Source organism: Kitasatospora sp. NPDC085464 (genome assembly GCF_044541955.1).
Classification (GTDB): Bacteria; Actinomycetota; Actinomycetes; order Streptomycetales; family Streptomycetaceae; genus Kitasatospora.
In genome coordinates, this window is the sequence record NZ_JBITTM010000020.1 from 56,897 (window position 1) to 79,149 (window position 22,253).

At 72.8% G+C, this 22,253-nt stretch carries 23 protein-coding genes and 1 riboswitch; of the genes, 15 read left to right on the forward strand and 8 right to left on the reverse strand.

Annotation, left to right across the window (positions count from 1 at the left end):
- Window positions 1-7: 7 nt before the first annotated feature.
- The 5 genes from ACIGG8_RS19300 (at window position 8) to ACIGG8_RS19320 (ending at window position 3,698) form a co-directional block, all read left to right on the forward strand.
- Complete coding sequence (locus tag ACIGG8_RS19300) at window positions 8-505, forward strand: nuclear transport factor 2 family protein (protein ID WP_350525670.1); 498 nt, start codon at window positions 8-10, stop codon at window positions 503-505.
- 245 nt (window positions 506-750) lie between these two features.
- Window positions 751-1,110 (forward strand): dihydroneopterin aldolase, encoded by a 360-nt coding sequence (gene folB, locus ACIGG8_RS19305; protein WP_030059580.1) that lies wholly within the window; start codon window positions 751-753, stop codon window positions 1,108-1,110.
- A gap of 43 nt (window positions 1,111-1,153) precedes the next feature.
- Window positions 1,154-1,753, forward strand: a complete 600-nt coding sequence (gene folK / locus ACIGG8_RS19310; RefSeq protein WP_350525669.1) for a 2-amino-4-hydroxy-6-hydroxymethyldihydropteridine diphosphokinase — start codon at window positions 1,154-1,156, stop codon at window positions 1,751-1,753.
- Window positions 1,754-1,926: 173 nt separating this feature from the next.
- On the forward strand, window positions 1,927-2,415 hold the full coding sequence (locus ACIGG8_RS19315) for a DUF3180 domain-containing protein (protein ID WP_350525668.1): 489 nt from the start codon (window positions 1,927-1,929) through the stop codon (window positions 2,413-2,415).
- A 122-nt stretch (window positions 2,416-2,537) separates the two neighbouring features.
- A complete protein-coding gene (locus ACIGG8_RS19320; protein WP_396549329.1) occupies window positions 2,538-3,698 on the forward strand; it encodes a hypothetical protein in 1,161 nt (386 codons plus the stop codon).
- Window positions 3,699-3,777: 79 nt separating this feature from the next.
- Here ACIGG8_RS19320 and ACIGG8_RS19325 read toward each other — a convergent pair whose 3' ends face one another.
- Entirely contained in the window at window positions 3,778-4,353 is a 576-nt protein-coding gene (locus tag ACIGG8_RS19325; RefSeq protein ID WP_350525666.1) for a TerD family protein, read from the reverse strand.
- A gap of 136 nt (window positions 4,354-4,489) precedes the next feature.
- Window positions 4,490-4,987, reverse strand: coding sequence for a hypothetical protein (locus tag ACIGG8_RS19330; RefSeq protein ID WP_396549331.1), 498 nt, complete (start codon window positions 4,985-4,987; stop codon window positions 4,490-4,492).
- A 140-nt stretch (window positions 4,988-5,127) separates the two neighbouring features.
- On the opposite strand from ACIGG8_RS19330, the gene arfB reads away from it, so the two are divergent.
- Entirely contained in the window at window positions 5,128-5,562 is a 435-nt protein-coding gene (gene arfB, locus ACIGG8_RS19335) for an alternative ribosome rescue aminoacyl-tRNA hydrolase ArfB (protein WP_350525664.1), read from the forward strand.
- Between the two features lie 35 nt (window positions 5,563-5,597).
- Here arfB and ACIGG8_RS19340 read toward each other — a convergent pair whose 3' ends face one another.
- On the reverse strand, window positions 5,598-6,134 hold the full coding sequence (locus ACIGG8_RS19340; protein WP_396549438.1) for a flavin reductase family protein: 537 nt from the start codon (window positions 6,132-6,134) through the stop codon (window positions 5,598-5,600).
- A gap of 363 nt (window positions 6,135-6,497) precedes the next feature.
- Between ACIGG8_RS19340 and ACIGG8_RS19345 the strand changes: the two genes are divergently transcribed.
- Both ACIGG8_RS19345 and ACIGG8_RS19350 read left to right on the forward strand, forming a co-directional pair.
- Window positions 6,498-8,297, forward strand: coding sequence for a diguanylate cyclase domain-containing protein (locus tag ACIGG8_RS19345; protein WP_350525662.1), 1,800 nt, complete (start codon window positions 6,498-6,500; stop codon window positions 8,295-8,297).
- Window positions 8,298-8,487: 190 nt separating this feature from the next.
- Window positions 8,488-9,489, forward strand: coding sequence for a hypothetical protein (locus ACIGG8_RS19350; protein ID WP_396549334.1), 1,002 nt, complete (start codon window positions 8,488-8,490; stop codon window positions 9,487-9,489).
- A 108-nt stretch (window positions 9,490-9,597) separates the two neighbouring features.
- On the opposite strand, the gene nagA is transcribed toward ACIGG8_RS19350, so the two are convergent.
- Complete coding sequence (gene nagA, locus ACIGG8_RS19355; RefSeq protein ID WP_396549336.1) at window positions 9,598-10,794, reverse strand: N-acetylglucosamine-6-phosphate deacetylase; 1,197 nt, start codon at window positions 10,792-10,794, stop codon at window positions 9,598-9,600.
- Complete coding sequence (locus ACIGG8_RS19360; RefSeq protein ID WP_350525175.1) at window positions 10,791-11,738, reverse strand: ROK family protein; 948 nt, start codon at window positions 11,736-11,738, stop codon at window positions 10,791-10,793. The genes nagA and ACIGG8_RS19360 overlap by 4 nt, the downstream gene beginning before the upstream one ends.
- Window positions 11,739-12,062: 324 nt before the next feature.
- Here ACIGG8_RS19360 and ACIGG8_RS19365 point away from each other — a divergent pair, with 324 nt between their 5' ends.
- Window positions 12,063-13,343 carry an extracellular solute-binding protein gene (locus ACIGG8_RS19365; protein ID WP_396549338.1) on the forward strand — a complete coding sequence of 427 codons (1,281 nt, stop codon included), beginning with the start codon at window positions 12,063-12,065 and terminating at the stop codon, window positions 13,341-13,343.
- Between the two features lie 77 nt (window positions 13,344-13,420).
- Here the strand turns inward: ACIGG8_RS19365 and ACIGG8_RS19370 are convergent, their stop codons facing one another.
- Window positions 13,421-13,771, reverse strand: a complete 351-nt coding sequence (locus ACIGG8_RS19370; RefSeq protein ID WP_350525173.1) for a cupin domain-containing protein — start codon at window positions 13,769-13,771, stop codon at window positions 13,421-13,423.
- Window positions 13,772-13,873: 102 nt separating this feature from the next.
- On the opposite strand from ACIGG8_RS19370, the gene ACIGG8_RS19375 reads away from it, so the two are divergent.
- Both ACIGG8_RS19375 and otsB read left to right on the forward strand, forming a co-directional pair.
- Complete coding sequence (locus ACIGG8_RS19375; RefSeq protein ID WP_350525172.1) at window positions 13,874-14,101, forward strand: DUF3263 domain-containing protein; 228 nt, start codon at window positions 13,874-13,876, stop codon at window positions 14,099-14,101.
- 54 nt (window positions 14,102-14,155) lie between these two features.
- A complete protein-coding gene (gene otsB / locus ACIGG8_RS19380; RefSeq protein ID WP_396549340.1) occupies window positions 14,156-14,995 on the forward strand; it encodes a trehalose-phosphatase in 840 nt (279 codons plus the stop codon).
- Here otsB and ACIGG8_RS19385 read toward each other — a convergent pair.
- Entirely contained in the window at window positions 14,982-16,466 is a 1,485-nt protein-coding gene (locus ACIGG8_RS19385; protein WP_396549345.1) for a trehalose-6-phosphate synthase, read from the reverse strand. The two genes, otsB and ACIGG8_RS19385, sit on opposite strands and share 14 nt — an antisense overlap.
- A 38-nt stretch (window positions 16,467-16,504) precedes the next feature.
- A complete protein-coding gene (locus ACIGG8_RS19390) occupies window positions 16,505-17,533 on the reverse strand; it encodes a glucosyl-3-phosphoglycerate synthase (RefSeq protein ID WP_350525169.1) in 1,029 nt (342 codons plus the stop codon).
- Window positions 17,534-17,680: 147 nt separating this feature from the next.
- A riboswitch (SAM riboswitch) is annotated at window positions 17,681-17,816 on the forward strand.
- Window positions 17,817-17,832: 16 nt separating this feature from the next.
- Between ACIGG8_RS19390 and thrC the strand changes: the two genes are divergently transcribed.
- The 4 genes from thrC (at window position 17,833) to groL (ending at window position 22,159) form a co-directional block, all read left to right on the forward strand.
- The gene (gene thrC / locus ACIGG8_RS19395; protein ID WP_350525168.1) at window positions 17,833-19,113 is read left to right on the forward strand and encodes a threonine synthase; all 1,281 of its coding nucleotides are present in this window, start codon (window positions 17,833-17,835) and stop codon (window positions 19,111-19,113) included.
- A 68-nt stretch (window positions 19,114-19,181) separates the two neighbouring features.
- Entirely contained in the window at window positions 19,182-19,460 is a 279-nt protein-coding gene (locus ACIGG8_RS19400; RefSeq protein ID WP_396549347.1) for a MoaD/ThiS family protein, read from the forward strand.
- Between the two features lie 538 nt (window positions 19,461-19,998).
- Window positions 19,999-20,202 carry a cold-shock protein gene (locus tag ACIGG8_RS19405; protein ID WP_030289665.1) on the forward strand — a complete coding sequence of 68 codons (204 nt, stop codon included), beginning with the start codon at window positions 19,999-20,001 and terminating at the stop codon, window positions 20,200-20,202.
- A 334-nt stretch (window positions 20,203-20,536) separates the two neighbouring features.
- On the forward strand, window positions 20,537-22,159 hold the full coding sequence (gene groL, locus ACIGG8_RS19410) for a chaperonin GroEL (protein WP_350525166.1): 1,623 nt from the start codon (window positions 20,537-20,539) through the stop codon (window positions 22,157-22,159).
- The last annotated feature ends 94 nt before the right edge of the window (window positions 22,160-22,253 follow it).

Here is a 22,253-nt window from a genome sequence, read left to right on the forward strand (position 1 = left end):
AGGGTCTGTGACGGGTGACGGCAGGTTGAGCGGCGGAACGGCCGGGCAGGCACGCGAGGCGGACCTGGAGGCCGTGCTGGCGGCGAACCGGGCGCTCTACGAGGCGCTGGAACGGGGGGACCTGGAGGCGGTCGAGGACGCCTGGCTGGGCGCCGCGGACGCCGACGACAAGGGCGGCGTGGTGTGCGTGCACCCGGGCTGGCCGGTGTTGCGCGGGCGGGCCCAGGTGACCCGTTCGTACATGCTGATCATGATGAACACGGAGTACATCCAGTTCTTCCTGACCGATGTCGAGGCCGAGGTCCACGGTGATGTGGCCCTTGTCACGTGCACCGAGAACATCCTGTCCGGGGGCGAGGCGGAGGAGGAGGGCGAACTCGGACCGCTGGTCGGCGGAAAGGTCGTGTCGACGAATCTGTTCCGCCGTACCCCGGCCGGGTGGAAGCTCTGGTCGCACCACGGTTCACCCGTTCTGACCAGCGGCGACGAGGACGACGAGAGTTGATTCCGACCGCTGCGGAAATGCGGTGGCGGTTCGTCGCCCGGGAATTCCGGAGTGGTCACCGAACGTTCACGTCAATCGCCATTCCGGTGTGCGTGGCACCGTTTGCTGCCGGGTAGGACGGTCAGGCGTTGTCCGTGCTCGCGGGTAGATTCGAAGCGGAGTGGCGGGCGCTGCCCGCCTTCGCCCTGCCCGTCCATGCCTTTCTCCGGGTGGGGCCCGTCCGACTGGGAGCAGTGATTCGTTTGCTGGACCGCGTCACCCTGCGGGGGCTGCGAGCCCGGGGCCACCACGGCGTCTTCGAGCGCGAGCGCGTCGAGGGGCAGACCTTCGTCGTCGACCTCGTGCTGTACCTGGACACCCGCCCCGCCGCGTCCGGAGACGACCTCACCCGCACGGCGCACTACGGCATCGTGGCCGAGGAGGTCACCGCGATCATCGCCGGGGAGCCGGTCGACCTGATCGAGACCCTGGCCCAGCGCATCGCCGACCAGTGCCTCAAGCACGAAGCGGTCGAGGAGGTCGAGGTCACGGTGCACAAGCCGGACGCCCCGATCACCGTGCCGTTCGACGACGTGACCGTGACCATCCACCGGGGCCGCGCGTGACCCCCACCGCGCGCCCGGTATCCGATGCAGAGGGAAGACTTCGATGAGTAGCAGCGACCCGACCGCCACGCCGAACGCGTTCGACCTGGAGAGCCGGGTGGACTCCGCTGACACCACACTGCACAGCCAGCGCTGCGCGGTGGTCGCGCTCGGCAGCAACCTGGGCAACCGGCTGGACACCCTGCAGGGCGCCGTGGACGCGCTCGCCGACACCCCCGGGCTGAAGATCAAGGCCGTCTCCGCGGTCTACGAGACCGAGGCCGTCGGCGGCCCCGAGGAGCAGCCCAACTACTACAACGCCGTCGTCGTGCTGCGCACCTCGCTGCCCCCGCGGGACCTCCTGGAGCGCGGCAACGCGATCGAGGACGCCTTCGGGCGGGTGCGGACGGTCCACTGGGGGCCGCGCACCCTGGACGTCGACATCCTGTCCTACGAGGGCGAGCTCAGCGACGACCCGCAGCTGCTGCTGCCGCACCCGCGCTCGCACGAGCGGGCCTTCGTGCTCGCCCCGTGGCTGGACGCGCAGCCGGAGGCCGAGGTGCCCGGGCACGGGCGGGTCGACGCGCTGCTGGCGGCGCTCGGCGGCCCGGACGCGCAGGGCGTGAAGCGCCGCGAGGACATCCGGCTGACGCTGCCGGAGTAGGCCCCCCGGGGCCGTTGATCAGGGAACTCGACCGGGGGCCCGGCCGTACCAGTAGGTGTCCGCCGTTCGCGCGGGTGTCCGTCCGGCCGGGCCCGGTACGGTGGCCTGGCGCCGCCGCGTCGGGTCACCGGGCGGTCGGCCGGCTCTGGAACCCCGGGAAGGACCTCCTCCGAGTGAAGCTGCTTCGCCTCCGCCTGCTGATCGGCATCACGGCCGCCACGACGGCGCTGGCCTGGGCCGGCTCCAAGCTGTGGGCCTCCCTGGACACGCTGCCGGCGGTGCCGGGTGCGGCGCCGGTGGTGCTGGCGGCGGTGGCGGTGATCCTGCTGGCGACCGCGCTGTCCCTGCGCTCCCGGCTGAAGGCGGCGCGTGAGCGCCAGCCCGGCGCGAAGGGGGTCGACCCGCTGCTCGCGGCCCGGGCGCTGGTGCTGGGGCAGGCCAGCGCGCTGGTCTCCGCGGTCGTCACCGGCATCTACGCGGGCACCGGGATCTACCTGCTGGGGGAGTTGGACGTGCCGGCCCGCCAGGACCAGGCCGTCACGGCGGGCTTCGCGGTGCTGGCGGGGATCGCGGTGATCGCCGCGGCGCTCTGGCTCCAGCACGTCTGCAAGTTGCCCGAGAATCACGACGGTCCGAGCGGTCCGGCGGCGTCCCACCGCTGAGCAGGGCTTTCTTCGTGATCTTGAGTGAGAATCCGGGCACGTGCGGTAAAAACCGCCCCCTGTCAAGGGCGGAAGGGGACCCTGGGCTGACAGAGCCCCAATTCGCACGCTAGTTTCTTGGCATGTCTCGCGGACGCCACCGTCATTCCTCCGTCCTCGGCCGGGTCTTTCCCCCCACCGCCGCCGGCGTACTGCTGGTAGCCGCTCTGGCCGCTCTGCTTTTCAGTCAGGACACCATCCTGGTGCGGTCGGTGGGCATCGCCGCACTGATCGCCACGCTCGGGTTCGCGCTGTTGCTGCGTCAGCGGGACAAGGCGGCCCGGGCGGCCGCCGAGATGTCCGCGGCGCAGCGGATGCGGGCCGAGGAGCGATTCGAGGAGCAGCTGGCGGAGGCCGAGTACGCGGCCGAGGTCGCCGAGGAGCGGGCCACCCGGTTCGGGCGCCGGCTGACCGCGGAGAAGTCGCGGCTGGCCAAGGCGGAGACCGAGATCGCCCGGCTGCTGCGCGAGCGGGCCGTGACGGTGGCCGAGCAGGCGCTCAAGGAGGCCGAGGCGGCCCAGCGGGCGCTCGCCGCGAGCCGTCCCAAGTACCCGGCCAGCCCGGCCGCCTACGTGCGGGCTGCGGCCGTGCTGCGGCTGCTGGAGCGCCGCGCGGCGGAGCAGGAGGCGCAGCGGGCGCGGACGGCGGGTGCGGAGGTCGCGCTGCGGGCCTCCGCGGCTCCGTCGCGGATCCGCCCGGCCGCCCCGGTGGCCCAGGCCGCGCCGGCGCCCGCGCCGGTCGCCGTGCCCGCCCCGGTGGCGCCCGCGGTGCCCACTCCGGCCCCGGCACCGGCCTCGGCGCCGGTGGCCGAGCCGGCGGTGCGGCCCGCTCCGCTGCGTCCGGCGCTGACGGCGACGGTCGGTCAGCTCGGCGGCGCGCAGGCCGCGCCGGCCGCCGCGCCCGTACCGGCGGAGCGGCAGCGGCCGCGGCCGGCGCAGTCGGGGCAGGCGCGCGGGCAGGGGTTCAGCTTCTTCGGCCGCGGCGCGGGCGCTCCGGGCCGTCCGGCGGCTCCGGTGTCGGCGGTGGGCAGCGTCGCCGAACTCGGGGAGCGGGCCGACCTGGCGGACGTGGTGGGTGACGAGGCCGTGGCCGCGAAGGCCGAGGCCGAGGCCCGGGCGGCGGAGTCGACCGCGGTGCGCGGGGACGCGCGGGAGCCGGAGCAGGGCGAGCCGACCGTGGTGGACCTGACGCCGGAGGACGAGACCGAGCTGATCCAGCTGCCGGAGCTGCGCGCCTCGCGCTGAGCCCTGTCGCACGAACGCCGCGGCGCGGGAAGTCGGACGGACCGGCTTCCCGCGCCGCGGCGTTGTCAGGAGGGGTGCGTCAGATCTGCACGCCGAAGTCCTGGGCGATGCCGGCCAGGCCGGAGGCGTAGCCCTGGCCGACGGCGCGGAACTTCCACTCGCTGCCGTTGCGGTAGAGCTCGCCGAAGATCATCGCGGTCTCGGTGGCGGCGTCCTCGGAGAGGTCGTAGCGGGCGATCTCGGCGCCGCCGGCGGCGTTCACCACGCGGATGTAGGCGTTGCGGACCTGGCCGAAGCTCTGGCCGCGGGCGGTGCCGTCGTAGATGGTGACCGGGAAGGTGATCTTCGTGGCCTCGGCCGGCAGGCCGGCCAGGTTGACGTTGATCGACTCGTCGTCGCCCGCGCCCTCGCCGGTGCGGTTGTCACCGGTGTGCACGACGGTGTTGTCCGGCGTGCTGGTGTTGTTGAAGAAGACGAAGTGGGCGTTGGAGAGCACCTTGCCGTCCGCGTTCAGGACGATCGCGCTGGCGTCGAGGTCGAATTCGGCGCCGGTCGTGGTGCGGACGTCCCAGCCCAGGCCGACGGTGACCGCGGACAGGCCGGGGGCCTCCTTGGTCAGCGAGACGTTGCCACCCTTGGAGAGGCTCACTGGCATGGCGTTTGCTGTCCCTTCGTTCGCTTCGTGCGCTTTTCCCCGGGACAACGCAATACCCGGGCGGCTTGGTTCCGCAGGGTCCGTGAATTCTTCGCGCGGGTGATTCACGGGGGCAAAGCCCCGGCAAAGACGGCCGTCAGATCCGGCGGAACCGGCCCTGCAGCGACCAGACGTTCGGGTTGTCGGCCAGGTCGGGGTGCATGTCGAACAGGTCGGCGAGGGTGTCCTGGAGGAAGTCCCGGGCCTCGCGCCGCAGGTCGCTGTGGCGGACCACGGCCGGCGGCTCGTCCGGCAGCCAGGTCGCGGTGACCTCGACCCAGTTGAAGCGGCGGGCGAAGCGCAGCAGCTCGGTGTTCTGGGTGAAGTCGAGGTCGGCGGTCTGCACCCGGGCGGCCCGGATGCCGTCCGGGTCGCGGTCCAGGTGCTCGGCGATGTCGCACAGCGCCCAGGCGAAGTCGAGCACCGGCACCCAGCCCCAGGCGGTGGACAGCTCGGCGCCCTCGGCGTCCAGGTAGACGTCGCCGCAGAACAGGTCGTAGCGCAGGGCGTGCACGGACGCGGTGCGGTAGTCCGTCTGCGGGGGGTCGGGGAAGCGGTTGGAGAGGGAGTAGCCGAGCTCGATCACGTACGCCATTGTCGGGGCTCGCGGCGCGTGCGGGTAACCGGGTGCCCGGCCCGGGTGCCGGGCCCGGGTGCCGGGCCCAAGAGGCGGGCCCGGAAGGCGGGCCTGATTAACCGGGTGACCCGGACGGCCGAGCGCGGGATGATGGGCGCATGCCCGAGCCCATCCGCGTACGGGGGTCGGTGGTCGTCCCCGACGCCGAGCTCGTCTGGCGCTTCTCGCGTTCCTCCGGCCCCGGTGGCCAGCACGTCAACACCTCCGACTCCAAGGTCGAGCTGCGCTTCGACGTGGCGTCCACCGGGGCGCTGCCCGAGGTGTGGCGCGAGCGCGCCCTGGAGCGGCTGGCCGGGCGGCTGGTGGACGGCCGGGTGCTGGTGGTCCAGGCCTCGGAGTTCCGCTCGCAGTGGCGCAACCGGGAGGCGGCCGCGGCCCGGCTGTCGGCGCTGCTGACCGAGGCGTGCGCGCCGCCGCCGAAGACCCGGCGGGCGACCAAGCCGAGCCGGGGGATGGTCGAGCGCCGGCTGTTCAACAAGCGGCACCGCTCCGAGGTCAAGCAGGGCCGCCGGGTGCCGCGGGGCGGCGAGTAGCCGGGCCCGCTCGGCCCGGCCCGGTTCGGCGCAGCTCAGCCCAGGGTGCGGTAGCCGCCGCGGAAGTAGAGCAGCGGACGGCCGCCGGGGTCGGGCACCACGGCCTCCAGCACGCGGCCGAGCAGCAGGGTGTGGTCGCCCGCGGGTATCCGCTGTTCGGTGCGGCACTCGACGGTGGCCAGCGCGCCCTCGACCAGCGGGGCGCCGGTGCGCGGGCCGCGGTGGTGCGCGGTGTCCGCGAACAGCAGCCGGTCGCTGAGCCGGCCCTTCATGGCGAAGCGCGAGCCGAGCGTCTTCTGTCCCTCGGTCAGCACCGAGACCGCCCAGGTGTCGACCCGGGAGAGCACCTCGTCCATCCGGGAGTCCTCGCGGACCGAGATCAGCACCAGCGGCGGCTCCAGCGACACGGAGAGGAAGGACGTCGCGGTCATGCCGATGTCCTCGCCGTCCTCCGGGTCGTGGACGGTCACCAGGCTCACGCCGGCGGCGAGCTGGGAGAGTGCTGCCCGGAACTCGTCGGGCGTGGCGTGGGGGGCAGCTTCGGGCTGCGGGGACGGGTACACGTACCGCACGGTAGTCGTCACCCGCGGGAAACGGCATCGGGCCTTGGTCGTAGGACCGGCGGCGCGCCCGCGGGGTCGCGGTCGCCGGTCGGACTCACCCGCAGGAGTGAAGCGGACGGACCGGCGGGTGCAGCCGGCTTCAGCTCGCGGCCGGTGCGGTCGACCAGGAGAAAAGGTCCGGATGGAACTTTGTGTCCCGTTATGGGGCGGATGAACTGATTACGGGCGCATTAGTGTCGTGTGATTTAAGTCACAAGTGGCGCCCTATTGCTGACCGAGCGTGCCGAACGCTGTGCTCCCTGTGATTCAGTTCTTCTGGCAATCGGACGATAACCAATCAAGAACTATCCGAAGCAGCCGGGGAGCCCCCGCATGGAAGCCGAGTCGGAGCCGTACGTCCGTCTCGCGACCCTCCGCACCTTGCACCGGGTCGTGGCGGACCTCAACGCTGCCCGCAGCCTGGCGGGCACGCTGCAGGCCGTCGTCGAGGGCGCGGTGCACGGGCTCGGCTTCGACGCCGCCGCGGTCAGCCTGGTCCGCCCGGACGGCGACCTCGTGGTGGCGGCCGTCTGGGAGCTGGAGGAGAGCCCGATGGGCGGCCCCTCCGTGCTGCTCGGCCAGGTCGGCTCCCGGGAGTCCTGGGACCGGCTGCTCGGCGTCAGCGACCACTGGGGCACCCTGCGCTTCCTGCCGTTCGACCGCGGCTGGGCCGTCGCCAGCGACATCCCGCGCTGGATCGGGGACGGCCCGCTGCCCGTGTACGCCAACGACTGGCACCCCGCCGACGGGCTGCTCGCCCCGATGTACAGCGCCGGCGGCGACCTGCTCGGGGTGCTCTCGGTGGACCGCCCGCGCAGCGGCAAGCGCCCCGGCGCATGGACCCGCGAGGCGCTGGAGATGTTCTCGCTGCAGGCCTCGATCGCGATCGGCAACGCCCGGCTGCGGGCCGAGATGCAACGCGCGCTGGCCCGCCTGGAGAAGGAGCAGCAGGCGCTGCGGGCCAGCGAGGAGAGCTTCCGCCAGGCGTTCGAGTACGCGCCCAGCGGGATGGCCATCACCGAGCTGCACGGCGCCGGGCGCGGCCAGCTGACCAGGGTCAACGACGCGCTCTGCCGGCTGCTCGGCCGCCCCCGCGCGGTGCTGCGCCAGCAGAGCTTCGCCGACCTCGTCCACCCCGAGGACCGGGCCCTGCTGGAGCGCACCAGCGCCGAGAGCGGCCGGGCGGAGCTGCGGCTGTCCCGGCGGGACGGCGGCTACCAGTGGGTCTGCCTGCGCAACTCGATCGTGGCGGACGCGGCCGAGGGGCCCAGCTTCCTGCTCACCCACGTCGAGGACATCGAGGACCGCAAGCGGCACGAGTTCCAGCTCGCCCACCGGGCCAGCCACGACGCGCTCACCGGCCTGCCCAACGGCGCCGAGCTCAAGGCCCGGCTGGCCCGCCGGCTCTGCGCCCAGCCGCAGCCGGTCGGCGCCGCGCCCGGCCCCGCCGAGGCGGCCTACTCGCCGTCGTACGGCTACCCGGCCGACTCCTACAGCTCCTACAGCGCCCACGCGGCCCACGACGGGCTGGAGGGCGCGGACCCGTACGCCGGGGCGGTGCACGGCTACGGGCTGCCCGAGGGCGTCCCGCCGCCCGGCCTCGGCCAGGGCTACGGGGAGCACGTGCACGCGGTCGTCCCGGCCGACCACGGGCCGGGCGGCGACGCCTGGTCCGCCCCGTTCCGCTCCGGCGGCGCGGCCGCCGTGGACAAGGGGCTCGCGGTGCTCTTCTGCGACCTCGACGGCTTCAAGTCGATCAACGACCGGTTCGGCCACAACGCGGGCGACGCGGTGCTGGTCGAGGTCGCCCGGCGGCTGAGCCAGGCCGTCCGGGACGGCGACACGGTGGCCCGGCTCGGCGGCGACGAGTTCGTGGTGCTGGCCGACGGCATCGGCCGCGAGGAGGCGAAGGACCTCGCCCACCGGCTGCGCAACGCGATCATCCCGCCGATGCGGATCGACGGCCGGGCGATGCGCGTGGGGGTGAGCCTCGGGATCGGCTGGGCGGGCTGCGGGATGAGCATCGAGGAGGTGCTGCAGACCGCCGACGAGCGGATGTACGACGAGAAGCGCGCCCGCGGCGGGGCCGTGCGCGGGGCGCGCGGAGAGCGCTCGCACCGGCGCGCGGGCTGAGACCGGACGCGGGCGGACGACACGGCCCCGGCGCCCCCGACACCGCAGGTGGGTTCCCGGTTACCCGCGAGTTGTCAAGGGTTCTTTTCCTGCTGTCACGTGCGGCAGGTAGGGTGCCCGGTACGACAGCGTCCATGATCTGCGCCGCCCGCAGCCCGGCGGCGCGCACCGGATGGGGGAACAGACCACCGTGACGACCGCCGGCAGCAACGGAGTGCCCGAGGGCCAGGGGGGCGGTGCCCCGCAGGACGACGACCCGTTCGGCTACCTCTACCGCCCGGCCGACGGCTCCACCGGGCAGCCGGCCGAGCCGCAGCAGGGTGTTCCCCGCACGTCCTACAACCGGCCGATGGAGGTCGGGCGCGCCCAGTACGGCTACGGCTACCCGCCGCGGCAGCAGCAGCCGTACGGCCAGCAGGGCATGCCGCAGCAGGGGTACCCGGGCGGTCAGCCGCAGGCCCCGTACGGTCAGCCCGGCGTGCCACAGCAGGCCGAGTACGGCGGCGCGCCCACCCAGCAGAACCGCTACGCCGAGCACTCCCGGCCGCAGCCGGGGGACGAGCGGCCGAGCAGCGGCCGGAGCAAGGGCGCGGTGATCGGCGCGGTCGCCGTGGTCGCGGCCATCGCGATCGGCGCCGGGATAGCGCTCTCCACGGGCGGCAACCCGGACGGCGGCGACAAGAACGCCAAGGGCGGCGCCGCCACCACCGCCGCGCCCGGCCCCGCCACCCCGGGGTCGACCGCCTCGACCGCCGGCGGCGGCCCCTCGGCGAGCGCCACCCCGATCACCGGCCCGTCGACCGTGGACGCGAGCCAGCTGCAGGCGCAGAACGCTCCCTCCGGCAACACCGTCAAGGGCGCCAAGTCGGCCGACGGCAGCTACCTGACCCTCCAGCCGGGCGGCTCGGTGACGTGGAGCGGTGAGATCGCCACGGCCGGGACGTACAAGCTGACGGTGCACTACAACTACTCGGGCGGCGACCTCAAGGGCACGGCCGCGGTGAACGGCAAGGACTGGCCGAGCGGGGTGACCTACAAGATCTACGGTCCCGCTCCCAAGGACCAGGCGTCGGCCTGGTACACCACCTGGATACTGCCGCAGTTCCAGGCCGGCCAGAACTCGGTGACCTTCACGGGGCCCGCCGGGGCGTCGATCCTGATCGACCAGATCACCATCGAACCGGGCGGCTGAGCCCGACCGCCCGCCGGACGCTCCACGGCCGCCCTCCCCGCAGCGGGGAGGGCGGCCGTCGGCTTTGTCCGGGCGGCTCCTTCAGGCAGCTCGCCCGGGAGGCCTCGGTCAGGCCGGCTGCACGGTGGAGAACCGGTCGGCGCCCACGACCCAGCGGCCGCGGCGCATGACGGCGACCAGCTCGAAGCTCTCGGAGTCGACCACCACGAGGTCGGCGAGCTTGCCGGTCTCCAGCGAGCCGATGCGGTCGTCGAGGCCGAGCAGCCGGGCCGGGGTGGCGGACAGCGACTCGACGGTCTGGTTCAGGGTCAGGCCGTTGACCGTCACCGAGCGCCGGAACGCGACGTCCAGGGTGAGGGTGGAGCCGGCGATCGCGCCGCCCTCGACCAGCCGGGCCACGCCGTCCCTGACCCGGACCTGGAGGGGGCCGAGGGGGTAGAGGCCGTCGCCCGTGCCGGCGGCGCCCATGGCGTCGGTGATCAGGGCGACGCGGTGGGGGCCGGCGGTGCCGTAGGCGAGGTCGAGGACCGAGGGGTGCAGGTGCACGCCGTCGTTGATCAGCTCGACGGTGACCCGCTCGTCCTCCAGCAGGGCGACGATCGGGCCGGGGGCGCGGTGGGCGATGGCGGGCATGGCGTTGAAGAGGTGGGTGGCGACGGTGGCGCCGGCGTCGATGGCCTGCAGGGTGGTGGCGTAGTCGGAGTCGGTGTGGCCGACGGCGGCGATGATGCCGAGGTCGGCGAGCATGCGCACGGAGTCGAGGCCGCCGGGGAGTTCGGGGGCGAGGGTGACCATGGTGGCGTGGCCGCGGGCGGCGTCGACGAGTTTGCGGACGAGGGCCGGGTCGGGCTCGCGCAGCAGGTCGGGGCGGTGGGCGCCGCAGCGGTTGTGCGAGATGAAGGGGCCCTCGAAGTGGATGCCGGCCAGCACGTCGTCCTCGACGAGCTCGGAGAGGACGGCGGCCTGGCGGGCGAGCTCGTCGATCTCGCCGGTGACGGTGGAGGCGACGGTGGTGGTGGTGCCGTGGTGCAGGTGGGTCCGGGCGGCGAGCAGGGCCTCCTCGGCGTTGCCGGAGGCGTAGGAGGCGCCGCCGCCGCCGTGGACGTGCAGGTCCACGAAGCCGGGGACGACGGTGTGACCGGTCAGGTCGAGGTCGCCGGGTTCGGCGGCGCCGCCGCTCGTGCCGTTCGTGAGGGCGGAGATCCGGTCGCCCCGGACGGTCAGGCGGCCGTCCTCGACGACACCGCCGGGCAGGACCAGCCGGGCACCGGCCAGGACAGTACGGTCACGGTCCGCGGTGGTCACGCGGTCACCTCCATCGAGAGCAGGTCCCAGGCGAGCAGGCCCGCGCCCAGGGACGCGGCGGTGTCTTTGAGCATGGCCGGAACGACCTTCGGGGGCATCTGGAAGGTCAGGCGCTCGGTGACCGCCGCGCGAAGCGGTGTGAAGAGGGTGTCGCCGGCTTCGGCGAGCCCGCCGCCGACGATCACCGTGGACGGGTCGAGCAGGCTCTGGGCGAGGACGATGCCGTCCGCCAGGGCGTCGACCGCCCGCTGCCAGACCGCGAGTGCGCGGTCGTCCCCGGCGTCCACCGCGGCGGCGCAGGATGCCGCGTCGGCGTCGGGGTCGCCGCTGGCCTCGGCCCAGGCGCGCGAGACGGCGGAGGCGGAGGCCAGGGTCTCCAGGCAGCCGCGGGCACCGCAGCCGCACGGTGGTCCGCCCGGGCGGACCACGACGTGGCCGATCTCGCCGCCGTAGCCGTGCGCGCCCGCCTCGATCCGGCCGCCGATGCCGATGGCGCCGGCGATGCCGGTGCCGAGGGCGATGAACAGGAAGCGGTCGACGCCCCGGCCGGCGCCGAGCCGGCCCTCGGCCAGGCCGCCCGAACGCACGTCGTGGCCGAGCGCCACCGGCATCGCGGTGCCGTCGGGACCGGCCAGCCGCCCGCCGAGGAGCGTGCGCAGGGGGAGGTCCCGCCAGCCGAGGTTGGCGGAGAAGACCGCGATTCCGTTCTTCTCGTCGATCGTGCCCGGAACGGCCACCCCGGCCGCGAGCGGGGCGACGCCGAAGCGGCGGCGGCCCTCCTCGGCCAGGTCGGTGGCGAAGTCGAGGATGGCGGCGACGACGGCGTCCGTGCCGTGCTCCCGCCCGGTCGGTCGGCGTGCCTCGAACAGCACGGAGCCGTCCTGGGCGAGCAGCGCGGCCTTCATGCCGGTGCCGCCTACATCGAGTGCGATGACGTGCTTCACGGAGGACAGTTTCCCTTGGTGGATAGAAGAGGTCTAGTCCAGTTGTCGGATTGGTCTGGTCCATACTGGGTGAGCTTTGTCGCAGCTGCGGGGGTGTGCGGGGCTTTGGGCGGGGGCGTACGGGGAGTGTCCGGGGGTTGTCCGGGAGGTGCTCGGGGGCGCCGGTGTTGCGCATCGCGCAACGACCCCGGGCACTTCGGTAACCATTGCGGCGGGGTGGCCCAGTGGTGTGGACCAGTGCTCCGCCGGTTTGGCAGTGTGGCGCCTCCCCCTGCCGGAATCCCTCGTTCCGGCGGCAGTTCTTCCCCTAAGGCGGTACCCGCGTTGAACAGGCGCGTCCACGTTCCCACCCGTGTGCTCGGCAGTGTGCTGGCCGGAGCGGTGGCACTCACCTGTGTCGGCGCGTGCAGCGGGCAGGGCGACGGGACCGTCACCCTCAAGCTGGTCGCCGCGGACTACGGGGAGAACCAGGAGACCGGCTCCAAGCGCTACTGGGACGCGGTCGCCAAGGACTTCGAGGCCGCCAATCCCGGGATCAAGGTCAGCGTCGAGGTCGACAGCTGGACCGAGATCGGCAAGAAGGTCGACGACATGATCGCGGCCGGGAAGTCGCCGGACCTGCTGCAGACCGGCGGCTTCGCCGACCAGGTCGCGGCGGACCGGCTGTACCCGGCGTCCGACGTGCTCACGATGGACGCCCAGGCGAACTTCCTGGACGGCTTCGCGCACGCCGGGCAGGTGCTCGGCATCCAGTACGGGATCCCGTTCGTGTCCTCGTCACGGGTGCTCTTCTACAACAAGGCGGTGTTCCGGCAGGCGGGGATCGCGCAGCCACCCGCCACCTGGAGCGAGCTGAAGCAGGACGCGGAGAAGATCAAGGCCAAGGTGCCGGGGGTGACCCCGTACGGGCTTCCGCTGGGGCCGGAGGAGGCGCCCGCGGAGTCCATGCTGTGGACGCTGAGCGGCGGCGGGAGCATCTCCGACGACGTCGGCAACTACACCATCGACAGCACCCAGAACCAGGCCACCTTCGGCTGGCTGAAGAGCAACCTGGTGAGCACCGGCCTGACGTACCCGGACCCGGGGAAGATGAACCGCACCCCGGTGTTCCAGGACTTCGCCGCCGGGAAGGTCGCGATGCTGAACGGGCACCCGACGCTGCTGCGGATGGCGACCACCGGGAACATCGACTTCGGGACGGCGCCGATCCCGAAGAAGGACGGCGTGGGCCGGACGGGGAGCCTCGGCGTCGCGGACTGGATGATGGCGTTCAAGGCGAACGGGCACAAGAACGAGATCAAGAAGTTCCTGTCGTTCGTCTACAACCGGGACAACCAGCTGAAGTTCGACGAGCAGTACAACCTGCTGCCGGTCACCCAGGACGCGTTCAACCAGATGACGACGGACCCGAAGCACGCGGACCTCAAGCAGTTCGCGGTCGGGCTGACCAACGCCAGCTTCTACCCGTTCGGGGACCCGGCCTGGGGTGAGGTCAGCAACCGGATCAAGGCGGGGATCGGCCAGGCCGTGACGGGGGACCCGAAGCAGGTGCTCGGGGGGCTGCAGGACGCGGCGGTGAAGGAGGCGGCGCGGGTCCGCAAGTAGGGGCCCGTCGTCCGACCCCGCCGTGCCGCGGAGGCCCGGTCCCGGTGGTTCGGGGCCGGGCCTCGGTGCGTCTCCGCTCAGGGGAGCGTGATCGCGTAGGCCTTGCGGAGGGTCTCGTGGACCGTCCACGTGGTGCGGTCGCCCTCGCGCAGCACCGCGCAGTCGCCGGGGCCGACCTCCAGGGTCGGGCCGCCCTCGATCTCGATGGTGGCCCGGCCGCTGAGGACCACGAACATCTCGTCGGCCTCGACGTCGGTGACCACACCGGGGGTGATCTGCCAGAGGCCGCGCAGCTGGCGGCCGTCCGCGGACTCGGAGAGGACCCTGCCGGTGACCTCGGGGGTGCCGGAGACGATCTGGGACGGGTCGAGCGGGTCGGGTTCGAGGTCGGCCGCGGGGATGTTCAGGACGAAGCTGGGCGTGGTCATGGGGGTGACGTTAGCCGGGGCCGGAGAGCGGTGGGGCGAGCACTGTGTGTCGGGGTCGCGCGGGAGAATGACACTCCGTAGTGGTCGGCGGAGGTGTGCGCGGTGGGCGAGCTGAGTGAGCGGGACCGGGCGGTGCTGGCGCTGGAGGGGCGGCAGTGGCGGACGGCGGGGGCCAAGGAGCGGGCCATCCGGGAGGAGCTGGGGCTCTCCTCCACGCGGTACTACCAGCTGCTGAACGCGCTGCTGGACCGGGAGGAGGCGCTGGCGCACGCGCCGGTGCTGGTCAATCGGCTGCGGCGGATCCGGGCCGCACGACGGGCGGCCCGCTAGGGCGGCCGGCGAGGGGGTGTGGGCTGCGGGCGGCCGGGGGGTATGGGCCTCGGTATGGGATTCGAAGAGACGTGGGTGCCGGGGACCGAGGCCGGGCGGGACGGGGTGCGGGCGATCCTGCGGGCGCCCCGGGACGCGGTGATCGGGCTGGACTTCGACGGGACGTTGGCGCCGATCGTGGCCGACCCCGGGCAGGCGAGGGCGCATCCGGGGGTGGCGGGGGCGCTGCGGGTGCTGGCCCCGGCGGTCGGGGCCGTGGTGGTGGTGACGGGGCGGCCGGCGGCGCTGGCGGTGGAGTACGGCGGGCTGGCCGGGGTGCCGGGGGTCGTGGTGCTCGGGCACTACGGGGCCGAGCGCTGGGAGGGCGGCGAGGTGACGGCGCCGGAGGTGCACCCGGGGGTGGCCGGGGCGCGGGAGGCGTTGCCGCTGGTGGCGGCCCGGGTGCGGGCACCCGAGGGGGTGTGGGTGGAGGACAAGGGGCGCTCGGTGGCGGTGCACACGCGGCGTACGGCGGCGCCCGAGGAGACCTTGGAGCTGCTGCGGGCGCCGGTGGCGGAGCTGGCCGCCGAGTGCGGGCTGGTGGTGGAGCCCGGACGGCTGGTGCTGGAGCTCCGGCCGCCGGGGGTGGACAAGGGCGCGGCGCTGACCGGGTTCCTGCGGGAGCGCGGCGCCCGGTCGGTGCTGTACGCGGGCGACGACCTCGGGGACGTGGCGGCGTTCGCGGCGGTGGAGGAGCTGCGCGGGGACGGGCTGGCCGGGCTGCTGGTGTGCAGCGCGGCGGTCGGGGACGCGCCGGTGAAGGAGCTGGCCGACCGCGCGGACCTGGTGGTCGCGGGGCCGGCCGGGGTGGTGGAGCTGTTGGCGGCGTTGGGGGAGGCCCTCACCGGGAGTTGAGCGGGGCCAGCGCGTTGAGCTGGTCGAGGAACCACTGCTGCGGGGGGAGTGCGGTGGCCGCCGCCGCGAGGCGCTTGGTGCGGCCGGCGCGCTCCTCCTCGGGCATGGTCAGCGCGGTGTGCAGGGCGTCGGCGGTGGCGATGACGTCGTACGGGTTGACCGTCAGGGCGTCGTCGGCCAGTTCCGCGTGGGCGCCGGCCTCCCGGGAGAGGACCAGGGCGCAGCCGCGGTCGGAGACGACCGGGACCTCCTTGGCCACCAGGTTCATGCCGTCCCGGATCGGGTTCACCAGGGCGACGTCGGCCAGGCGGTAGGCGGCGAGGGAGCGCGGGAAGTCGTCGTCGACGTGCAGGATCAGGGGCTGCCAGTCCGGGGTGGCGAACTCGGTGTCGATGGCGTCGGCGAGTTCGCGGACCTGCGCCGTGTAGTTGCGGTACTCGGCCAGGTCGGTCCGCGACGGGTAGGCGAAGGCGATGTGGACCACGCGGTCGTGCCACTCGGGGCGGGTGCGGAGCAGGTGCCGGTAGGCCAGCAGGCCGCGGACGATGTTCTTGCTCAGCTCGGTGCGGTCGACCCGGACGATCGTGCGGCGCTCGCCGACGGCCTCGCGCAGGGCGGCGAGGCGTTCGTCCACGTCGGGGCGGTGGGAGCGTTCGCGCAGGAAGTCGGCGTCGGCGCCGAGGGCGTGGACGCCGAGGGCGGTGGTGCGGCCGTCGAGGGTGACGGTGAGCGCCTCGTGGTCGACGTCGGCGCCGAGGAGGTCCGCGCAGCAGGCGGCGAAGGCGCGGGCCCAGCGTTCGGTGAGGAAGCCGGCCCGGTCGGCGCCGAGGATGCCGGTGAGGACGGCGCGGGCGACGTCGTCGGGGAGCATCCGGTAGTACTCGGGCGGGGCCCAGGGGGTGTGCGAGAAGTGGCCGATCCGCAGGTCGGGGCGGGCGGCGCGGAGCAGCGCCGGGGCCAGGGACAGGTGGTAGTCCTGGACGAGGACGGCGGCGTTCGGGGCGGCCTCGGTGGCCAGCGCCTCGGCGAAGGCCGCGTTGTAGGCCCGGTAGGCGGCCCATTCGGTGCGGAAGTCGGCGTCGAAGGCGGGGGCGGTGGGGGTCGCGTACAGCAGGTGGTGGACGAACCAGAGGGTGGAGTTGGCGACGCCGTTGTAGGCGCGGGCGAAGGTCTCGGGGTCGATGTCCAGCATCCGGACGGCCTGCCCGCCGACGTCGTGGCCGGCCAGGTCGAGGCGGCCGTCGGGGGCTTCCGCGGCGGCTCTGCGGTCCGCGGCGCCGAGGGCCGCGCAGACCCAGACGGCGTTCGGGTCGTCGATGGCGGAGAGGCCGGAGACCAGGCCCCCGCCGCCGCGCCGCAGGGTCAGCGTGCCGTCGTCGGCGGTGCTGAACGACACCGGTCCCCGGTTGGAGGCCACCAGGACGGGGGCGGTGCCGGTCGCACTCGAACGTTCGGTCGTGAGATCGCCCATGGTTGGCATGTTGCCGGGCGCCCGGCGTGGCAAACCCGTCATCGGTGGGTGGCGTATTCGGGGACGGTGTGCATCGGGGGGCGTTCCAGGGCGGTCACCGGGTGGGTGTGGGCGAGGAAGGCGCGGGTCTCCGGGTCGCGGGCGAACTGGGTGAGCTCCGGGCGGACCAGGTCGGCGGAGGCCTTGAGCCGGTGGGCGCGGTCGAGGCGTTCGAGCGCGGTGCGGTAGATGGTGGCGGCCATCCGGCCGAGCGCCTGGCCGTCCTGGTGGCGGTGGTGCCGGACGCCGACGTCCACCTGGGCCAGGGCATCCAGGCCGACCAGCTCCAACGCGTCGACGAGCAGGCCGAGTTCGACGCCGTAGCCGGTGGGGAAGGGCAGCCGTTCGAGCAGTGAGCGGCGGGCCGCGTACTCGCCGCCGAGGGGCTGGACGAAGCCGGCGAGTTCCGGCCAGTGCAGGTTGAGGAGGGGGCGGGCGACGAGTTCGGTGACCCGGCCGCCGCCGGCCGGGAGGACGGCGGCGCGGTCCCCCGCGGCGGAGCCGCTCAGTGCGACTTCGAGGGGGCGGTCGTACATGGCCTTGACCAGCTGGATGGACTCGTCGGTCAGCAGCGGCCCGACGATGCCGGAGACGAAGGCCGGGTCGAACTCGCGCAGGTCGGCGTCCACGAAGCAGACGATGTCGCCGCGGGTGACCAGCAGCGAGCGCCAGAGCACCTCGCCCTTGCCGGGGGCGGCGGGCAGCCGGGGCAGGATGGCGTCGCGGTGCTCCACCCGGGCGCCGGCCTCGGCGGCGGCCTCGGCCGTGGCGTCGGTGGAGCCGGAGTCGACAACGACGAGTTCGTCGACCAGCGGGAGCCGTTCCATCAGCTCGCGGCGGACGGTGCGGACGATGTCGCCGACGGTGGCCTCCTCGTCCAGGGCGGGGAGGACGACGCTGATCGTGCGGCCGGTGCGTTCCTTGGCCGCGAGGAGGGTGTCGACCGGCCGGTCGGCCGCGCTCCAGGAGCGGCGGCGCAGCCAGGACGCCGCCTGCGGGAGGAGCTCGGGAGTCGGTTCGGCGGGCACGGAAGTCTCCTCGGCGGGTCGGGTGGGACGGGTCATCTCGCGTGGCGGACGGTCCCGTTCAGGATTGGCGCCTTCGGATACAGTCTTCGTACAGCGGTAGGACCCATGCACGCCGGGGTCGCCGTCGAGCACCACCACAATTTCACAAGCTCATCCAGAGGGACTGAGGGAACGGCCCGTTGACGTCCCGGCAACCTTCTCGCGCGGCTGTCGACGACAGGCCCCGGCGGGACAGGTGCCAATTCCGGCCTGTGGCGCGTCCGCGCTGCGGGGAAGATGAGGAGAGAGGCCTCGCCGTCATGGCTATCGACACTGCCGCACCTGTTTCCGTGGACCTCGGCCCCGCCGCCGCCCTGTCCTGTCGGGAGTGTGGAACCCGCTTCCCGCTCGGTCCCAGCTTCGCGTGCCTGGAGTGCTTCGGCCCGCTGGAGATCGCCTACGAGTTCGGCAGCGAGGGCGCCGAGGAGCTGCGCAAGCGGATCGAGGCCGGCCCGACTTCGGTCTGGCGGTACGCGCCGCTGCTGCCGGTGCCGGCCGACGTCGCGTCCAAGCCCAACCTGAACCCGGGCTGGACCCCGCTGGTGAAGGCGGACAACCTGGGCCGCGAGCTCGGCTTCACCGCGCAGCTGCACATCAAGGACGACTCCGGGAACCCGACGCACTCGTTCAAGGACCGCGTGGTGGCCTGCGCCATCGAGGCGGCGCGGGCGTTCGGCTACACGACGCTGTCCTGCTCCTCCACCGGCAACCTGGCCGGTGCGGTGGGCGCGGCGGCCGCCCGGGCCGGCTTCCGGTCCTGCGTGTTCATCCCGCACGACCTGGAGCAGGGCAAGGTCGTCATGGCCGGGGTGTACGGCGGCGAGCTGGTCGGCATCGAGGGCAACTACGACGACGTGAACCGCTTCTGCTCGGAGCTGATCGGGGACCCGGCCGGCGAGGGCTGGGGCTTCGTCAACGTCAACCTGCGGCCGTACTACGGCGAGGGCTCCAAGACGCTGGCGTACGAGATCTGCGAGCAGCTCGGCTGGCGGCTGCCGGAGCAGATCGTGATCCCGATCGCCTCGGGCTCCCAGCTGACGAAGATCGACAAGGGGCTGCAGGAGCTGATCAAGCTCGGCCTGGTCGAGGACCGGCCGTACCGGGTCTTCGGCGCCCAGGCCGAGGGCTGCTCCCCGGTGTCGGCCGCCTTCAAGGCCGGCCGGGACGTGATCAAGCCGGTCAAGCCGGACACCATCGCCAAGTCGCTGGCGATCGGCAACCCGGCCGACGGCCCGTACGTGCTGGACATCGCCCGCCGCACGGGCGGCGCGGTGGAGGACGTCACGGACGCCGAGGTCGTGGCGGCGATCCGGCTGCTGGCCCGGACCGAGGGCATCTTCGCCGAGACCGCGGGCGGGGTGACCGTCGGCGTGCTGAAGAAGCTGGTCGAGACCGGGCAGCTGGACCCGGCCAAGGAGACCGTCGCGATCAACACCGGCGACGGCCTGAAGACCCTGGACGCCGTCTCCGACGCCGGGATGAGCGCCGTCATCCGCCCGACGCTGGACGCGTTCCGCGCCGCCGGCCTCGCGTCCGCCTGAACCACGCCGCCGGCCCCGTGCCCGCCCCGACCGCTGCCCCGCAGAGCCGCACCCCCGCAAGGAGAGTCATGAGCGCCAACGTCCGCATCCCCACCATCCTGCGCACCTACACCGGCGGCGCCGCCGAGGTGACCGCCGAGGGCGCCACCCTGGGCGAGGTCATCGCCGACCTGGAGAAGAACCACGCGGGCATCTCCGCCCGCATCCTGGACGACACCGGCAAGCTGCGCCGTTTCGTCAACGTCTACGTGAACGACGACGACGTGCGCTTCGCCGAGGGCCTGGCGACCGAGATCGCGGACGGCGCCGGCGTCTCGATCATTCCGGCGGTGGCCGGCGGCTGCTGAGCCGTCCCGCGCGCCATTCGGCCGCCCGTACGTACGGAATTCCGCTCTCCGTATGTACGGGCGGCCGGTTGCATTCCGGCGGGAATATTTCCGGGTCGAGTCGGAGTAGAGTGTCGCTCGGTTGGGAACAGGGGTTCCCTCTCGGCCGTTCGCGGCGTTCCGCCGGGCAGGGCCCGGCCGATGGGACCGGGCCGTGAAACATGTCAGGCCGATGTCAGAATTACCGCGGGGATTTGGGTAATTCGTCCGCTATGTCCCGCGTGGAATGCCGAGATTTTTCCGGTTCGGCCCGTCCTGTCCCTTGCCGGCGGGGCGGAATTACCGGCGGTTGACCCTGTTGCAGAGGGCTTCGGTCCGGATACATTCAGCGGCGGTCGACGCAATCACCCGCTCACCGGAGCCCGTTGGGCGTTCCGCGCGGAGGGTTGCGGCGTGCACGGCTGCGCCCAGGGGGGGTTCCCCGGGTGGGCCGTCAACCAACCCGGGCCCGCGACCTGCGGGCGCGTGAAGGGCCAGCACAGCACTAGGGGAGTTCGGAATGGCTCAGGGCACCGTCAAGTGGTTCAACGCGGAGAAGGGCTACGGCTTTATCGCGGTCGACGGTGGTGCGGACGTCTTCGTCCACTACAGCGCGATCCAGATGGACGGCTACCGCACCCTTGAGGAGGGCCAGCGGGTCGAGTTCGAGATTTCCCAGGGACAGAAGGGCCCGCAGGCGGACATGGTTCGCGCGGCGGTCTGACCCCTTCCGACTCCAGGAGCTCGGCGCGGCCCACGGCTGGTGACCGCTCGCTTCTCGACGGGCCCGTACGACACGCGTCGTACGGGCCCGTCGCCGTTCCCGGGCGGCCCCGGGGGTGGTCCCAGCGGCGGCTCGCGGGTTGGCGATTGGGCTTGCACTCGACCACCCGGAGTGCTAATCATTGGCGTTAGCACTCACAGCGTGAGAGTGACAGCGGACCGGGTCGGTGAGGCCCCCGGGAGCGGTAGGGGAAAAGACCCCCGCACACCAGGGCCGTCCGTCGCGGGCACCCCTTGGTCCGAGCAGTCGACCGTGTCCCGGAGGACCACTTCTGATGGCCAAGATCATCGCCTTTGATGAGGAAGCTCGCCGCGGCCTTGAGCGTGGCATGAACCAGCTCGCCGACGCAGTGAAGGTCACGCTCGGCCCCAAGGGTCGCAACGTCGTGCTGGAGAAGAAGTGGGGCGCCCCCACGATCACCAACGACGGTGTCTCCATCGCCAAGGAGATCGAGCTCGAAGACCCGTACGAGAAGATCGGTGCGGAGCTCGTCAAGGAGGTCGCCAAGAAGACGGACGACGTCGCGGGTGACGGCACCACCACCGCCACCGTGCTCGCCCAGGCCCTGGTTCGCGAGGGTCTGCGCAACGTCGCCGCCGGCGCCAACCCGATGGCCCTGAAGCGCGGCATCGAGAAGGCCGTCGCGGCCGTCTCCGACCAGCTGCTGGCCCAGGCCAAGGACGTGGAGACCAAGGAGCAGATCGCCTCCACCGCCTCCATCTCCGCCGCCGACACCCAGATCGGCGAGCTGATCGCCGAGGCCATGGACAAGGTCGGCAAGGAAGGCGTCATCACCGTCGAGGAGAGCAACACCTTCGGCCTGGAGCTTGAGCTCACCGAGGGCATGCGCTTCGACAAGGGCTACATCTCCGCCTACTTCGCCACCGACCTGGAGCGCATGGAGGCGACGTTCGAGGACCCGTACATCCTCATCGCCAACTCCAAGATCGGCTCGGTCAAGGACCTGCTCCCGCTGCTGGAGAAGGTCATGCAGAGCGGCAAGCCGCTCGTCATCATCGCCGAGGACGTCGAGGGCGAGGCCCTGTCGACCCTGGTCGTGAACAAGATCCGCGGCACCTTCAAGTCCGTCGCCGTCAAGGCCCCGGGCTTCGGCGACCGCCGCAAGGCCATGCTCGGCGACATCGCCATCCTCACCGGTGGCACCGTGATCTCCGAGGAGGTCGGCCTCAAGCTGGAGAACGCCGGCATCGACCTGCTGGGCACCGCCCGCAAGGTGGTCATCACCAAGGACGAGACCACCATCGTCGACGGTGGCGGCGACAGCGAGCAGGTCGCGGGCCGCGTGAACCAGATCCGCGCCGAGATCGAGAACAGCGACTCGGACTACGACCGCGAGAAGCTCCAGGAGCGCCTCGCCAAGCTGGCCGGCGGCGTGGCCGTCATCAAGGCCGGCGCGGCCACCGAGGTGGAGCTCAAGGAGCGCAAGCACCGCATCGAGGACGCCGTCCGCAACGCCAAGGCCGCCGTCGAGGAGGGCATCGTCGCCGGTGGTGGCGTCGCCCTGCTGCAGGCCGGTGTCGCCTTCGACAAGCTGGAGCTGGACGGCGACGAGGCCACCGGTGCCAACATCGTCAAGGTCGCGCTGGAGGCCCCGATCAAGCAGATCGCGACCAACGCCGGCCTGGAGGGTGGCGTCGTGGTGGAGAAGGTGCGCAACCTCCCCGCCGGTCACGGCCTGAACGCCGCCACCAACGAGTACGTCGACCTGGTCGCCGCGGGCATCATCGACCCGGCCAAGGTCACCCGCTCCGCGCTGCAGAACGCCGCCTCCATCGCGGCGCTGTTCCTCACCACCGAGGCCGTCATCGCCGACAAGCCGGAGAAGGCCTCCGCGGCCGCCGGCGGCGGCATGCCGGGCGGTGACATGGACTTCTGATCCTGATCGCTTCGATCGGATCGGTTCGTTCCTCGTCCGCGTGGGCGGTTCCCTTCGGGGAGCCGCCCACGCGGCGTTTCCGCGTTCCGGCGCG